Here is a 14,634-nt window from a genome sequence, read left to right on the forward strand (position 1 = left end):
GTTCGCAACTGCCAAAATGGCTACGGCGCCAGTTCTTCCGAACCAGCCCCGCAGCAAAGCATCCAACAATTGTCAGCGTACCAATCCTAGCCGCTCGCCAAGGCTTAGCAGCGTCGGCGTTCCCGCTTCCTTTGTCATGGCGACGATGGCCTTCTGTGACAGCGCTTCGATCTCATAGCCAAAACGGCGCGCGCTCTCGATGATCGATTCAAGGCTTGGGTGCTGCTCAAGATGCGTCCCGAACCATAGGGCATATTCGTCGGTTTCCTCATCGGGAAACGCCTGCAGAAAGAAGGTGCGCAACGGCGGATCATAGCCGATTACGGCGTTCTCGTCGGTCTCTTCGTCGGTTTTCACGGTCACGGTGTAGCGGCTCAATGGTGTCCCTCCTGATGTCGGGCCGCATCGAAATGCGGTCCAGGTCCTATTTGAACAGCGGCATTGACCGCTTGTTGGTCAGGTTGGCGCGGTAGGTCTCAAAGCGGTAGCCGTCCCAATCCTTCCACGCTTCCCAACCTGCCGCGGTGGCGCGTCCATACCAGACGCGCACCTTGACCTTATTGTTTCCAAGGTCCTCGACAACCTCAACCGTGTGGCTCCCTCCTAAACCGGAGGGCGTGTCGAACACCTCAACGCTTCGGCGCTGGCCGTTGCTTTTCATGCTTCGCCTCCTACAGCCGGAAATGGGCAACCAAGCCCTGATTGGCTCGGTGGCTTGCCAGTGCATAGGCGCACGCCTGCGCCAGAAGGTCGGAATTCGCTGTCATGCCCGACTTCGCGCGTCCCTTGATGTCGGCTTTCAAGTCGTCATCGCTAGTCCCAACGTGCATGTTTCCGACAATCCAGCGCAATTGCGCATAGGGAATCTCGTCAACGCGCCGAACAGGCAGGGCCGAAATCAGGCCCTTGCGCTGACTGGCTGCCTCTCCGGCCTCACTTGCCTCCTTCTTGGTCGGGAAATAGGCTTTCACCAGCTGGCGGCGCTGCGCGTCGGCTGCACTCATGAAAGCGTTTGAGCCGTCTTCTTGGGTGTATAGGCTCCAGTCGGCGGCACTGCCGCCGAACATGGCGTCGCCTCGGCCGGAAAACTCCATGACTGTAAAAATCTGCTCATTCATGTGGGGATCCTCTGTTTTCCGGGGCTGATCAAGCGGCGCTGTTGCCGCTGATCGATTTCAAGACGCATTTGGCCGCATAGCGTCCGGCCTCGTTCAAGTTGCGCTGCCAAGCCCCCTGCGAAGGGGACCAGCGGAACCCGTGAGATTTCAGGGTTCGCCGCGTCTGTTCGTCCGGCTTGCCGGGAAACAGCAACTGAATGCGGGCCATGTCGGCATTTTCCTTGACCGTGACGGCTCCTGCCTCCGTCTCGACGTCCTCGGCGCGGTCGCCGCGCTTCTTCATCGCAGCAAGCAAAGCGAGGCGGGTTTGCATGCGGCGCAGTTCGGCGCGGGTGTTGGTGGTGGAAAAACCGCGTCGGTTCTGCCACGGGGCAAGGGTAACGCCACGCGATGCCCTCTCCTCGTCCATGCCGGTTTCTGCCACCACACGGGCCAGAATGTCGGTTTCGCTCGCTTGATCCTTCTCCATCTGACGAATGATGACATTCGCTCGTTTCATCCGGTCGATGGACAGCGTTAGGTCTTCGATCCGCGAGGCGATGCGCTGCATGGCGGCCGGATCGCCGGAGCGGATCGGCTCGTCATCGGTCCCGTGCGGAAACGCCTTGCGCTTCACTGCCTTTTTCGCAGTCGCGATATGGGCCGAGACGTCAGCACGGCGGGCGTCTGATACTCGCATCCGCTTTTCATTGCGGGCGACGGGAAAGCGAGCAGGTCCGGTGATAAACCAGTTCATGCAACGGCCTTCCGCTGCCCAATACTTGCGGGTGATCTCGACATGACGGCGGGCAAAGGCCTCTAATTCAGCGTCCGGCAGGGGCAGTTTTGCTTGCTCCCACAGCTCCACCATGTAAGCGGCAAAGCCGTTCAGGCGCTCTGCCAGCCCTTCCAGTTCGGAAAGGGTGCGCCGCTCCGGAAAATGAGTAAGGGCATGGAAGCTATGTTCGATGTCCTTCGCCGCGATGGTCGCGGCAAAGGTTCCGGCGAGAATGGACAGGGTGCGGTCCTCGACAACAGCGATGATCATCGGACGACCCCCGCCATGACGGTTGGGTGAGCGCGGGTGATGCGGGTCTGGAAACCGATCAAAGCGCCGCCCAAAATGACCCCATTGGGGGAATGCTCGTCTGCCTTGGCAAAGACCGGATCAAGAACCGGCTTGCAGACGTTCAGGCGGGCCGCTGCTTCCTCAATGCTGATCTGCGGCGGTAGGACATGCGAGCCGTCCAGGCTGGCAAGAACGATCTTTCCAGCCAATGGCTGCGGGTAGCCATCAAAGACAGTGAAAACGGTCAAGCCGTCGCGCAAACCCTCCTCATCGACGATAAGAACGTGGTTCGTGTCGAATGGCACCACCTCGACAAGCTGGCATCCAATCAGCCCGTAGGTCTGAGAGAACGCGCTCGGTGCTGCGACCTCTGCGGCTTGAATGGTCCCGGCTTCCGGGTCCAGCAGGTAAACGGTTGCGGTTGTGGTCATAGTCTAGCCCTTTCTCCAATTCCGCGGAGCGGTCTTCTCGTGCCCCTCGTGGGCAGGAGCCCCGCTCCTGCTCCCGAGTTCGCGCGGAGCAGCGGGGGAGAGGGTGGCAAGGGGATAAAAACGGAGGGGGTTCGCCCGCCCGAGGCAAAGCCGAAGGGGCGGCGCGTTAGCGGCGATCCTGCACGAAAGCGCGCCTTCAGGCTGCGCGAAGGAAGGACGGGGAGACCGTTTTTTCCCCTTGTGAGGGAGAGGGGGCGGCGCTCCTCTTTCCCTCATCAAAGAGACAGACAGGACGCCTCCGGCGTCACTGCTTCATCGTGACGGGGACCGGACTCACCGTGATTGGTGCTGATGGCGGTAAGGAGCTTTCAAGATGCGGAAAGGCCGCCCCGATCAGGCGGGGCGGCCTCCGTAGGCACGCGACAAGAAAGGGCTAGAGACTTGCCACGACCTGACTTGATCAGTAGCCAATATGGGTCGATCGGGAGAGGCTGTAAATGTCGGTACCGATTTTTGCCCAAGATGCATGTGATTGAAGGCGAAGCCGCAGCGCAACCGATCGTCACCCGAACGGGCGGAGACAGCGCCTGCTGGCTCCGTGCCGAAGGCATAGAGCGGGGTCGCAAAGCGATGCGCTAAAGTAGCTATTCAGGGTAGACTTTCGAGGCACCATCTTTAATTGTTCCAGAGGAATAACGATTAATTTCCAGTGTGGTTGGTGGCAATGGCAGGTTTCGGACTCGAGCAGTGGGTAAGCTATCTCGGACTTGAACGCGTTGACGACCCGAACAAAGATTATCCCGTCTATCGCAAGCGGCTCGACGGAAAGATTATCGATCTCAAGGAACTGGATCTGCTTGTTGCGCAGCGGCTGCGTGACCTGCGAACCGACCGACAAATTGCGCAAGCTAAAGTCGCTACACTGCTGGGGGTGAAGGAGGCGACGTATTCCCGTTACGAAAACGCCTCTTCCTTGATGACCGTCGGACGGCTGATCCACGTTTTCGAGGTCCTGGATATCACTCCAGAAGAATTCTTCGATCCCTTCGTCAACGAACGGCCTACGCATCCCAAAGGCAAGGCACGCAAAGACGTGAGAAACAAGCTGATGGGAGAAACGGTCGATCACCTGAAAAAGCTCGACGATACGGCCTTGAAGATGGTGCATGACCTGGTGATAGCCATGGAGCCCCGGACGGTCGGAAGGCAGAAAAGAAATGGCGCGGCGAAAGCCGCGCCATAGCACTCAGTGGGTTGGCTTTGGTTTCCGCCGCGCGCCGGCCGCTTTGGCGATCAGCCGGCGCTCACGCGGCGTCCTTTCCCGCCCGTCTGGCGAAGACATCGCTCGGATCGATCGGCGCCAGTCCGAGATCCGAGAAGGACAATGAAGAACATCGGAGCTTTCAGCATAGCGCCGCCCCTCCTTCAGGGGCGGGAAAGCGGGAATTCTCGACACGGTTTTGGCGGAAGAAGGGAAGCCGCAGGAGGCTTAGCATAGCGCCGCGAAGCGGAAGCCGGGACCGACTCCCCCCGGCAAAACCGTTCCGCAAAATTCGACAGTGACAGGAAAGGTGATCCCAATGGCAAATGCATTTGATCAGGCGCTGCAGAAGGCAACAGGCGGATATCCCGCTGACAGGCTGATCGTCACCAAGAACGTGGATAACGAACCCGAAGTCTGCATGTTCGTCCTCGATGCTGACAATCAGCTGCTCCGCGTTTCGTATGGCCCGAAAGGTGAGATCAGGTTTCAGACGAACCAACTGGATGACCTGCTTTTTTCGCGCCAGCTCTTGGAGCTGATCGCGAAAATGCAGGTTCTCGCTGACCGTAAATGGAGACAGATCCAACGCCATTGGGTAGAGGACAAGGCGACGTGGGAAGGGTTTGAGCATCTTTTGGACGCTCCGAACGCGCCGGAGGTGATTGGCTTCGACGATCCTGTCGTCAGGAAAGGCAGCGACCGGATTCAGTGAAGCGAATGCGCTGGCTCCTGCAGCAGCTTTACCATCTGCCTTACAACCGTTCGCAGCTTCCTCCAGTCGCGTAGATCGCCTTCGTTCACTCGTTCTTGGATCGCGGTCAGGATCCATCCGACGCAGGCGATATCGTCTGCAGCGCGATACTCGTCCGATCGATGGAAACAAGCGATGATGCGAGGGCGCGCGCCTTCCTCAGTCTTCGGGATCTTCGAGACCAGGTCCTGCGCTTCTCGATAAGCCCTTGCCACACGCTTGAGGTCGTCCGGCCCGGCCTGGGTAATCATGCCGACGGTCCACATCAGGGTGTTTGAAAGGTCCTCCACTTCGTCAGTCATGGTGATCCTCGTCCTCTCCACTGTGACAGTGCCTCGAAAAGCTACCACCTTGCCGACACTCGCGTTAGCTGCAGATCTGCAGATTAGGATCGCGTAATCTGCTATCTTGATTTTTGACGCCCCATGTGTTCCCTGTTTGTTCCTTTCGCTACCAGTCGTGAAAGGATCCAATTGAATGCTCGCCGGCCTGAAAATCGAGGCAGAAATCTATGTGCCTCTCATGCTCCACGGGTTATGCGCCGGCTTTCCATCACCCGCAGATGACTACATCGAAGAGTCCATCGACCTTACCAAGCTCCTGATCCGGAACCCGCCGGCAACCTTCTTGTGGAAGGTCGACGGCAATTCGATGCGAGACGCCGGGATCTTCCATGGGGATCTGATCGTGGTCGACCGAAGCGTGCGGCCGGTCGATGGCGATATTGTCGTGGCGACCGTGCACGGCGAGCGATCATTGAAGCGGCTGCGCATGACGGGCGGTCGGCCGCGGCTGATGTTTGAGAATTCGGACATGCCGCTGTTCGACCTTCCAGAGATCGCAGAAGTCGAGATCTGGGGTGTCGCACTTTGCAACATCCATTGGCTGCGACCGAGGAAGCAGGGATGACCTCTTTTGCACTGATTGACGGCAACTCATTCTATTGCTCCTGCGAGCGCGTCTTTGACCCTGCCATCGCAAAGCGGCCGGTGATTGTTCTGTCCAACAACGACGGATGCGCCGTTGCCAGAACGGCGGAGGCCAAGGCGCTCGGAATTGGCATGGGCGAACCCTACTTCAAGATCCGCGATCTCTGTCGTGACAATGATGTGGCGGTCTATTCCAGCAACTACACCCTTTATGGCGACATGAGCGCCAGGCTGAATGCGATCTATCGGCAATGGTCCCCGGATGTTGAGGTCTATTCGATCGATGAAAGCTTTTTGGATATGACCGACATCAGTCCCGCCGATCGCGTCGCCTTCGGCCGCGATCTTCGGTCCACGGTTCAGCAATGGACCGGGATCCCGACCTGTGTCGGCATTGGCCCGAGCAAGACACTGGCGAAGTTCGCAAACCACGTTGCCAAGAAGAACCCTGAGCTTGGCGGCGTCTGCGATCTGACAGATGCAGCCGTTCGGCAAAGCTGGCTCGATCGCGTCGAGGTTGGGGAGGTTTGGGGCGTCGGATCGGCATCAGAGCGAAAACTATTCGGCCTGGGTATCGAAACAGCCGGCGACTTGGCGCGTGTTGATGCGCGGCTCGCCCGCAATCTTCTGAGCGTGGTGGGGGAGAGGACGGTTCTGGAGCTGCAGGGCATTTCATGCCTGCCGCTCGAAGACGTGCCGCCACAACGGAAGGGCTGCGCAGTAACCCGATCCTTTGGAACGCCGGTTACGGATCTGGCCGGAATGCTCGAGGCAGTCGCGGCCTATGCGATGAGGGCGGGAGAGAAGCTGCGACGGCATGGCCTCGAGGCGACACATATAGCGGTCTTCATGCATACGTCGCGCTTCAACTCGAAGGACAAACCGCACTATGCTCAAACGACAGTCCATTTTCCCGAGGCTTCGAACGATACTTTTGATCTGATCCGGGCTGCTCAGAGCGGAGCGCGCAAGATCTTCAGAGACGGCCATCGATACGCAAAGGCCGGCATCATCATGAATGATCTGGTGCGGGCGGCGTCACAGCCGCGGCCCCTGTTCGATGCGCGGGACCGTGACCAGTCGCAACGGCTGATGACAGCCCTGGATGCGGTCAATGGGAAATTCGGGCGTGGCTCGCTTATCCCGGCCTCGGCCGGCATCAAGCGCGACTGGCAAACGAAGTTTGACCGTCGATCGCCGCGCTACACCACGAATATCAAAGAACTGCCCGTAGCCGTGGCGCGCTAGAAAACGAAGAAGAAGCGAGGGATTTGGATGAGCCTGCCTCGGCTGAAGGATTACCGGGCGGAAAAGATCGACGTCGAGTGCCGGCGCTGCGACCGTTACGCCGTGCTCGATCGGAAAGCATTGGTGAAGAAATACGGCGCCAGCTGTCAGTTCGTCGACCTCAAGCGCGCCCTCGCGATTGGGTGCGACCGGAGGGGGGCAGATCATTGTGAGGCGCGGTTTCCCTGCCTGCTGAGGATCGGCGTTCTGATAGATCGTGGTTAGTCACCGAAAACGCCGGCTCGCCAGGATAAACACAATGCCCAAGCCTAAGAACGGCAGAGAGTAGGCGAGGGCACCTGGATATTTCCATGGTGCCGGGGGAAGGTTGCTACATCCGCCCGCGCCGTCCAGACCACAACTGAGGCTCGCTACGAAGTACCAGAAGCCGACTGCAAACAGGCAGACGGCTATTCCTGAGAATAGAAAGACGCGCTTGACCATAGCGCGACAATACCCATGACGCCGGCATTGGAAAGAGCCGCCCTAGTGGGGCGGCTCGGCGCTGATCAGCGCATCGAATGCAGCCTCTTCTTCGGCAAGCTTCGCTTCGGCCGCCGCCAGCTCGGCTGCGATCTGCTGACGCTCGGCCCGGTCGATGGACGCTGCAAGCTCGGCGCGCAATTCGTTGATGTGGTCGTAAGTGGTCATCGTCAGCTCCTTTGAATGAAAACAAAGGTGCGGGACCGACAAGGGAGGGTTTGGGTCAATGACCGCCGGAGGCGGCCTGCGGGGCGTGGGGGAGCCGATTTCGTTGCGCAGCGGCGAAATTGGGGGAACCGCGCATCATTGACGCGAACCCTGCCTTGTCGGTGTAATGGTTGATGTTGAGAGAGATTTTACCTCTCCGTATCTCTCCCTTACTTCAAATCGGAACCTGAGACTCCTCACGGCGTTCTGGCGGCGGAGGGGCAGCGATGACAGATAGATCTCACGTATTCAGGCAGCTCGCCTGTAGCGACATGGTTCGCAAGGCGGCACAGGCCAGTCATCAACCGATACCGAATGACGGCCGCATCGACGCCCTGTTGCAGCGGCTTTCTCAGGCTGAACAGGATTCAAACGGGAAAGCAACAAAGGGAAGTCCGTACCAAAACTCGGACTAGTCGCCTTGCGGGCCATGTGACGCGGACCCATATAGGCGGGTAGTTGACGTGCGCACCCCTCCTCCCAGGCAGCGCGTCGACTGTTCCCCTCTGGAGGTTATTGACCCCCACACCTTAAGGGCCGCGGTTTTCCGCTGGCCCTTTTTCTTTGAGGAACAGGCAATCAGCCGCAGGTGGCTCGAACAACAAGACCGGATGCGGGATCCGTCTCAATCGTCACCCGATCTTCTCGGAAGTCCTGGGTCACCATGTCGCCTGGCTGGATCTGACGAACGGTCTTCGCGCCGGTAAGCTGCATGGCCTCTGCGTCCGTCGGTTTGGGCTTGCCTACGAGGGCTCCAGCGGCTTCAGCATTGCATGGTGCTGGAGCCGTGGAGAAGGGGGTACTTCCGTCTGCGCTGCAGGCGGATAAGGCCAAAGCTACGCCGGCGACGATCAATGGCGCGGAATAGGGCAGTGACTTCATTGGGGCTCTCCTTGCTATCAAGCTCTACAAGGAGTTCAGAATTGGCTTTTTCGTGTCACTGCCGTCATAGCGAGATGAATTCACCTCACGCCCGACACGGTAAAACTCAAGCTGGCTGTCGATCTGATTTTCAAGAAGGAACGCTTTCGCGTCAGCACCCTGAACAGAGGCATCCAACCAGGTCTCATAGGCCGATGGACCCAACACGACGGGCATTCGCGTATGAATGTGCGCAATGTGGTCGACGGCTGGCGCTGTGATGATGGTGCAGCTGGTGACGCCTAGCTTGTCGTTATGCGCCCATAGTCCGGCGAAGGAGAAAGGCTTTCCCTCGGGGAGCTGCAACAGCCATGGGTCTTTCTTGCCGTCCTCTTCGCTTGTGGTCCATTCGAAATAGCCATCTGCCGGAATGAGGCAACGCTTCGACTTGAAGGGTTCACGGAATGCCCCTGATGTGTCGACGGTCTCGATCCTCGCGTTGAACATTGCGGCCTTCGGCCATTCCTTGGCGAAAAAGGGGACAAGCCACCATCGCCCGTAGTCAATTTCTAACTCGCCGGCTTTGTCCTTATGGGCGAAATTGACGCTCTGTGTCGGCGCGATGTTGTAGCGCGGCGGCATGTTGGACGGGGGTGGGTTCTCTGCATGAATATTGTAGAGGGCATGGATTTCGGCCCAAGTCATCGTGTTGGTAAACCGGCCACACATACTCTACTCCGTCATGTTTCTTGGGGAGAATAGCCCCAAAACTCCCTCAATCGCAGAATGGAAATAGCGAGGCCGGTGCCAGAACACTTATAGTTCTGACGCGGGAGGCCTTCAATGTGGATTGCGGTACGACAGCGCTTTAGTCGCTTCCATGAAAATCTGAGCCTGACGACCGATCAACTTGAGGACGGCCTTCGGAAGCAGCTGGGCGTCAGAAAATCCCTCCACGCAGCCTATTGGGGAGAATCAACGGAGACTCCGCACGGCTTTATCGTCGGCTCCTGGGGCAAGGGTACGGCAATAGGTCCGCCAAACGATGTCGATATCTTCTTTGAGCTTCCTATCGAAGTATACACTCGGTTCGAAGGCTACCAGGGAAACAAGCAGTCCTCCCTTCTTCAAGAAGTGCGCCAGGTGCTCGTAGATCGGTACTATCAAACAGACATCCGTGGTGACGGCCAAGTGGTAGTCGCCGGGTTCAATACGATCGCTGTCGAGGTGGTTCCGGTGTTCCGGTATGACGATCAAGGTCGCTTTCTGATGCCGGACACCAATAATGGCGGTCGATGGAAGCTAGTCGATCCGCGAGCTGAGCTTCAATTCATCGAAACGGCCGACATCCTCTCGTACCGAAACGGGCGGCCAATGGCGAAGATGATGAAGACGTGGAAGAGACATTGTAATGTCCCCCTCAAGTCGTATCAAATCGAGATGTTGGCCGCCGAATTTATGTCGGCCTATGCACATCGCGATCAGGACTACTTCTATTACGACTGGTTTGTCCGTGATTTCTTGATCTTTCTGTGCGGCAAGGCGAATTCCTATCTCGTCATCCCTGGCACCCAAGAGGTAATCAACCTTGGTGACGGGTGGCTTTCGCGAGCCCAGACCGCAAGAGATCGAGCAATTCTTGCATGTGAATATGAGCGCGACGATTTCACGGTGTTGGCGGGGGAAGAATGGCAGAAGATATTCGGAAATCGCATCTCGATCTCGGTGACCTAGAGAAGCGCAGAGCGGCAATTATCGCAGAGTGCCGGCGGCAGGAAGAATCCTGCCTATACACTTCGACCACGCTCTTTATATGGCTGCGCGCCGTGCGAATTCAGAAGCAGATTTTTGTCGCCGCTCCGATCGTCATCGGCGGCATCGCCAGCTTGTCGATATTGCAGGATTGGGGATACGAATGGGTGATCGCAATTCTGGCTCTTGTCGCGAGCCTGTTCCCCGCCTTGGCCGACGCCCTGAAGATTGAAACCAGTGTCGATGAGATTTCCCGGCTGGGCGCTGAATTCAAATCGTTGCAAGACCGATTCCGACGCATTGCAACCATTACGGCGTTGGGCGACGTGCAGGCGGCCGAACAGGGGCTTGCTGAGCTGATGGATCGAATGGATATCGCGAGAAGCCACAGCATCACGCCTCCTGAGTCAGCATTCACTAAAGCGCAGAAGAAGATCGAAGCGGGTCACTACAGCTTTCAAGCGGACAAGGCTCATTGAGTGTTCGGGATGACGGGCAGCCTGTCTATTTCGGGTATACGTGCTGAGACAGCATCCGTGAGACATATTCAGTGTGTCATTTGGACGATCTTCCCGTTTTGAGACGCGGCGTCCCGAGCGTCTAGAAGTAAATGAGACGAAATTCGGCAAGAGCAGCCCTAGGCGGGTAGGGGCGGCTAAACTGCAAGCTGATCAGGAGATTCTAGCACACACCGTCTTGAAATTATTCATGATTTCAGCAGCTTAACAAAAATCAGATAAGCATAATTATGGAACTTCACTGAAGCCTCGAGACGATTAAGCGTGTCGCAGTCGCCGAGCTCGATGACACCGCCGGGAATGAACACTGCTGTTGCTCGCAGGGCAAGTCTTGGGCTAGGCTGGTCGCTGATCTTGGATCGTGGTTGAAACCCTTGTCCCGATACAGTGCCTACCAGCATGACGAGACTTGAATGTCAAGGGACGCGGCCGCTCGTCTGGAGGCGCAAGGGGTGGAACTCAGCGGCAAGGGAGAGATCCAATGATCATTGAGCTTGGCCACTATGCCCTGGTGCTGGCACTCGCCACCTGTCTTGTCGTTTCCATTTTGCCCGTGATCGGCGCACGGCGCGGTGACGCAGCAATGATGGCGGTGGGTACCACCGGCACCTATGCAATGTTCGTGCTCGTCGCCTTCTCCTTCGCGGCCCTCACCTACGGCTACGTCTTCTCCGACTTCTCGGTGCAGAACGTCTTTGAGAACTCTCACTCCCTCAAACCGATGATCTACAAGGTATCCGGCGTCTGGGGGAACCATGAAGGCTCGATGCTGCTCTGGGTGCTGATCCTGACGCTGTTCAGCGCCATGGTCGCCTTTTTCGGCACCAATCTCCCGGACCGGCTGAAAGCGAATGTGCTGGCCGTACAGGCCTGGATCACGACGGCCTTCACGCTCTTCATTCTTCTGACGTCCAACCCCTTTATTCGCCTGTCGCCGATCCCGGCCGAGGGTCGGGATCTGAACCCGGTTCTGCAGGATATCGGCCTCGCGATCCATCCGCCTCTGCTCTATCTCGGCTATGTTGGCTTCTCTGTCTGCTTCTCCTTTGCGATCGCCGCTCTTATGGATGGCCGCATCGATGCCGCCTGGGCCCGCTGGGTTAGGCCCTGGACGCTAGCTGCCTGGGTGTTCCTGACGGCCGGCATCGCCATGGGCTCCTACTGGGCGTATTACGAGCTCGGCTGGGGAGGCTGGTGGTTCTGGGATCCGGTCGAAAACGCCTCCTTCATGCCATGGCTGGCGGGCACGGCCCTTCTGCATTCGGCTTTGGTCATGGAAAAGCGTGATGCCTTGAAGATCTGGACGGTACTGCTCGGCATCATCGCCTTCTCGCTGTCGCTGCTCGGCACCTTCCTCGTGCGGTCGGGCGTGCTAACCTCGGTGCACGCCTTTGCGAACGACCCGACGCGCGGCGTCTTCATTCTCGGCATTCTCGTGATCTTCATTGGTGGGGCCTTCACGCTCTTTGCACTGCGCGCGCCGATGCTGAAGGCCGGCGGCTTGTTCCAGCCGATCTCGCGTGAAGGTGCGCTGGTTCTCAACAACCTAATTCTCACCGTCTCCACCGCGTCTGTTCTAATCGGCACGCTTTATCCGCTGCTTTTGGAGACGCTGACGGGCGAGAAGATCTCGGTCGGTCCGCCCTTCTTCAACACCACCTTTGGGTTGCTCATAATACCCCTCCTGCTCGCGATGCCCTTCGGGCCATTCCTCGCCTGGAAGCGCGGCGATCTACTTGGTGCGCTGCAGCGGCTTTACGTGGCGGCGGCGGTCTCGCTCATGCTTGGCCTCGGTTTCTGGTACGCCCAAAATGGCGGTCCCGTCATGGCGGTGGCAGGCCTTGCGCTCGCCTTTTTCGTCATGGGCGGCGCGGTATCCGATCTCTGGTATCGGGCAGGCTTTGGCAAGCATCCGCTGTCCACCGCCTGGAGTCGACTGAAAGGCCTGCCGCGGTCGGCATTCGGCACGTCACTTGCGCATTTCGGCATGGGTGTGACCGTGCTCGGCGTCGTGGCCGTCACCACCTTCGAGACGGAAACGGTGGTCGAGATGAAGCCGGGCATGACGGTGGAGGCCGGCGGTTATGTCATCACCTTCGACGGTATTCGCGCCGCGACGGGACCTAACTATAGCGAAGACCGGGGGCATTTCACCATCCGCGAAGATGGTGTCGAGGTGGCCGATGTCTGGTCGTCGAAGCGGCTCTACACGGCCCGCCAGATGCCGACGACGGAAGCCGGCATCGTCACCTTCGGCTTCAGCCAGCTCTACATCTCGCTGGGTGACCCAATGGCCGCCGGGGGCATTGTCGTACGTGTCTGGTGGAAGCCCTGGATCCTCTGTATCTGGTCCGGTGCCATCGTGATGATGGCTGGTGGCATCGTCTCGCTCTCTGATCGCCGTTTGCGAGTCGGAGCGCCTAAGCGAACCAAGGCCTCGATAAGGCCGTCGTTAGGGGTCAGCTGAGTGCACGAACAGACAGCCCCCTCCGCTTCCTGCGCGAATTAGACGAAGGCGCCATCCCGGCCCGGCACAAAGCGGCTTACATTCTTCAGGCAGCCTTGTTCGACCCAAACTTTGGTGCCAGACGAATGTAAGCCAACTGGCTCAGCAGTTCGATCAGTGTCTGCGTGACAATTATTGCCGGAAGGATCGGTACAGCACCCGGGACAGCGAAAGCCAGCGGCAGGACGACCAGAGAGTTGCGCGTGGCGGCACTGAATGCGACGGCACGGCCCGCTGGCGCATCAAGCCGGAACAACTTACTCATACCCCACCCCGCCAAGGGCGCAGCAACCGCGTATGCCACGTATATTGGCACAACACGGAAAGTGGCATCGAGTGCGGGGCCGAGTTGCGGTACGACGGCAGCAACCACGACGAAGAGTACGAACGCTGTCGCAGGAACCGGAAGCAGCCCCAAAACCGCCGACGCACGCTGCCCTGCCACACTTCGGCCGGCCGAGAACTGGATGAGGACGGCGAAGACAAGCGGGACTGCGATCAGCCAGACGAACGCGTGGAAAAATGGTCCGGCTTTGATAAGAGACCCAGCCTCGGGACCGAGGAAAACGCTCAAATAGACGGGCAACAGTAGCATTTGGACGATCAAGAGCGTGGGTGTTGCTGCCAGCAGGAGACGGGCGTCGGCGCGGCCAAGATGCGAGAACGTAACGACATAGTCGATGCATGGGGCGAGAAGGACCAGCAATACGCCAAGCCGTATCATCGGATCAGGTGGAAGAAACGGGACGAGAACTCCCACCAGCATAGGCATGACGACAAAATTCGCCAGCAGCAGGACGCCAAGGAAGCGGAATTGCGCGAGGGCCATCCGAAGTTCGGCAAGCGGAACCTGAAGGAAGGTCACAAACAACATGAACGCTAGCGACGGATTTATGCCGATCTCAAGTGCGGTTGTTCCAGAGATCGAGAGAGCCGCCAGAGCGCCAAGGATAACTGCGCCAAAATAGATCTGGACCTGATGATTTTCGAGGGTGTCACGGAGGGTCAACGGAGCGCTTTCAGTTTTCATTTCAGGCCGACGAAGCTAGCCAGGTCCGAGAACAATGGCCGCCGTTGCTATCCGGTGGTTTAGTCTTCGAACGCCTTTGGTGCCAGCTCGTTGCAGACAAGAAAAGCGCTGCGGGGCTGGAGAACTGGACAGGGAGGCGGACAGAAAAGTCCGATTTCCAGCATCACCTGAAAGCTTCCCCTATATGCCGCAAGTCGCTGAATTTGAGCATGTCGACCTGCGCCGTAGATCAGCGTGACAGTTTGAAAGGTCTGGGGATAGGTCGGTCCGGGTGCGTGTCAGGCTTTGCGGTATACATGCGCTGTTCTCTGCCTTTCCATGTTGACCAGGCATGAAACTGCTGATGACTTCAATTGGATTGTTCTCCAATTTTCGGGATTCGGACAGCTATCCGATTTATCCGCCACCATGCGAAGACCGACAGGAGGAGCATTGCGGCAAGTAAGACA

Annotated in this window: 17 protein-coding genes; 7 read left to right on the forward strand and 10 right to left on the reverse strand. The window is 58.3% G+C overall.

Translation table 11 applies throughout. From position 1 onward, the window contains the following. Positions 1–72 precede the first annotated feature (72 nt). Genes DYZ14_RS23310 through DYZ14_RS23330 form a run of 5 tightly spaced genes read right to left on the reverse strand, consistent with a single transcriptional unit; the run spans position 73 to position 2,597 of the window. Entirely contained in the window at positions 73–378 is a 306-nt protein-coding gene (locus DYZ14_RS23310; protein WP_154722837.1) for a hypothetical protein, read from the reverse strand. Positions 379–424: 46 nt separating this feature from the next. Further along, positions 425–661 (reverse strand): hypothetical protein, encoded by a 237-nt coding sequence (locus tag DYZ14_RS23315; RefSeq protein ID WP_154722838.1) that lies wholly within the window; start codon positions 659–661, stop codon positions 425–427. Positions 662–671: 10 nt separating this feature from the next. Further along, entirely contained in the window at positions 672–1,118 is a 447-nt protein-coding gene (locus DYZ14_RS23320; protein WP_154722839.1) for a hypothetical protein, read from the reverse strand. Between the two features lie 28 nt (positions 1,119–1,146). After that, positions 1,147–2,145 (reverse strand): hypothetical protein, encoded by a 999-nt coding sequence (locus tag DYZ14_RS23325; RefSeq protein WP_232365659.1) that lies wholly within the window; start codon positions 2,143–2,145, stop codon positions 1,147–1,149. Beyond that, positions 2,142–2,597 (reverse strand): DUF3846 domain-containing protein, encoded by a 456-nt coding sequence (locus tag DYZ14_RS23330; RefSeq protein WP_154722840.1) that lies wholly within the window; start codon positions 2,595–2,597, stop codon positions 2,142–2,144. Before DYZ14_RS23330 ends, DYZ14_RS23325 begins: the two co-directional genes overlap by 4 nt. Positions 2,598–3,321: 724 nt before the next feature. Here DYZ14_RS23330 and DYZ14_RS23335 point away from each other — a divergent pair. Together DYZ14_RS23335 and DYZ14_RS23340 are read left to right on the forward strand one after the other, a co-directional pair. Next, positions 3,322–3,840: a helix-turn-helix domain-containing protein gene (locus DYZ14_RS23335; RefSeq protein WP_154722841.1), complete on the forward strand. Its 519-nt coding sequence runs from the start codon at positions 3,322–3,324 to the stop codon at positions 3,838–3,840. A gap of 337 nt (positions 3,841–4,177) precedes the next feature. Continuing rightward, positions 4,178–4,573, forward strand: a complete 396-nt coding sequence (locus tag DYZ14_RS23340; RefSeq protein WP_154722842.1) for a hypothetical protein — start codon at positions 4,178–4,180, stop codon at positions 4,571–4,573. On the opposite strand, the gene DYZ14_RS23345 is transcribed toward DYZ14_RS23340, so the two are convergent. Then, positions 4,567–4,914, reverse strand: coding sequence for a hypothetical protein (locus tag DYZ14_RS23345; protein WP_154722843.1), 348 nt, complete (start codon positions 4,912–4,914; stop codon positions 4,567–4,569). The two genes, DYZ14_RS23340 and DYZ14_RS23345, sit on opposite strands and share 7 nt — an antisense overlap. Before the next feature lie 175 nt (positions 4,915–5,089). Between DYZ14_RS23345 and DYZ14_RS23350 the strand changes: the two genes are divergently transcribed. Both DYZ14_RS23350 and DYZ14_RS23355 read left to right on the forward strand, forming a co-directional pair. Then, entirely contained in the window at positions 5,090–5,521 is a 432-nt protein-coding gene (locus DYZ14_RS23350; RefSeq protein WP_232365660.1) for a LexA family protein, read from the forward strand. Further along, on the forward strand, positions 5,518–6,789 hold the full coding sequence (locus DYZ14_RS23355) for a Y-family DNA polymerase (RefSeq protein WP_154722844.1): 1,272 nt from the start codon (positions 5,518–5,520) through the stop codon (positions 6,787–6,789). Before DYZ14_RS23350 ends, DYZ14_RS23355 begins: the two co-directional genes overlap by 4 nt. Before the next feature lie 525 nt (positions 6,790–7,314). Here DYZ14_RS23355 and DYZ14_RS24230 read toward each other — a convergent pair. From DYZ14_RS24230 to DYZ14_RS23365, 3 genes are all read right to left on the reverse strand, one after another. Beyond that, positions 7,315–7,479, reverse strand: coding sequence for a hypothetical protein (locus DYZ14_RS24230; RefSeq protein WP_172973719.1), 165 nt, complete (start codon positions 7,477–7,479; stop codon positions 7,315–7,317). Between the two features lie 618 nt (positions 7,480–8,097). Then, positions 8,098–8,400, reverse strand: a complete 303-nt coding sequence (locus tag DYZ14_RS23360) for an I78 family peptidase inhibitor (RefSeq protein WP_154722845.1) — start codon at positions 8,398–8,400, stop codon at positions 8,098–8,100. A 24-nt stretch (positions 8,401–8,424) separates the two neighbouring features. Continuing rightward, a complete protein-coding gene (locus DYZ14_RS23365) occupies positions 8,425–9,108 on the reverse strand; it encodes an SOS response-associated peptidase (protein ID WP_154722846.1) in 684 nt (227 codons plus the stop codon). 114 nt (positions 9,109–9,222) lie between these two features. On the opposite strand from DYZ14_RS23365, the gene DYZ14_RS23370 reads away from it, so the two are divergent. The 3 genes from DYZ14_RS23370 to DYZ14_RS23380 all read left to right on the forward strand — a co-directional run bounded on the left by DYZ14_RS23370 (position 9,223) and on the right by DYZ14_RS23380 (position 13,116). Beyond that, positions 9,223–10,113 (forward strand): SMODS domain-containing nucleotidyltransferase, encoded by an 891-nt coding sequence (locus tag DYZ14_RS23370; protein ID WP_152342079.1) that lies wholly within the window; start codon positions 9,223–9,225, stop codon positions 10,111–10,113. After that, positions 10,068–10,610, forward strand: a complete 543-nt coding sequence (locus DYZ14_RS23375; RefSeq protein WP_152342080.1) for a hypothetical protein — start codon at positions 10,068–10,070, stop codon at positions 10,608–10,610. Before DYZ14_RS23370 ends, DYZ14_RS23375 begins: the two co-directional genes overlap by 46 nt. A 520-nt stretch (positions 10,611–11,130) precedes the next feature. Beyond that, entirely contained in the window at positions 11,131–13,116 is a 1,986-nt protein-coding gene (locus tag DYZ14_RS23380; protein ID WP_154722847.1) for a heme lyase CcmF/NrfE family subunit, read from the forward strand. A gap of 85 nt (positions 13,117–13,201) precedes the next feature. On the opposite strand, the gene DYZ14_RS23385 is transcribed toward DYZ14_RS23380, so the two are convergent. Continuing rightward, positions 13,202–14,164, reverse strand: coding sequence for an arsenic resistance protein (locus DYZ14_RS23385; protein WP_232365661.1), 963 nt, complete (start codon positions 14,162–14,164; stop codon positions 13,202–13,204). Positions 14,165–14,634: the final 470 nt, after the last annotated feature.

It is taken from the genome of Ciceribacter sp. T2.26MG-112.2 (genome assembly GCF_900492205.1).
Taxonomy (GTDB): Bacteria; Pseudomonadota; Alphaproteobacteria; order Rhizobiales; family Rhizobiaceae; genus Allorhizobium; species Allorhizobium naphthalenivorans_A.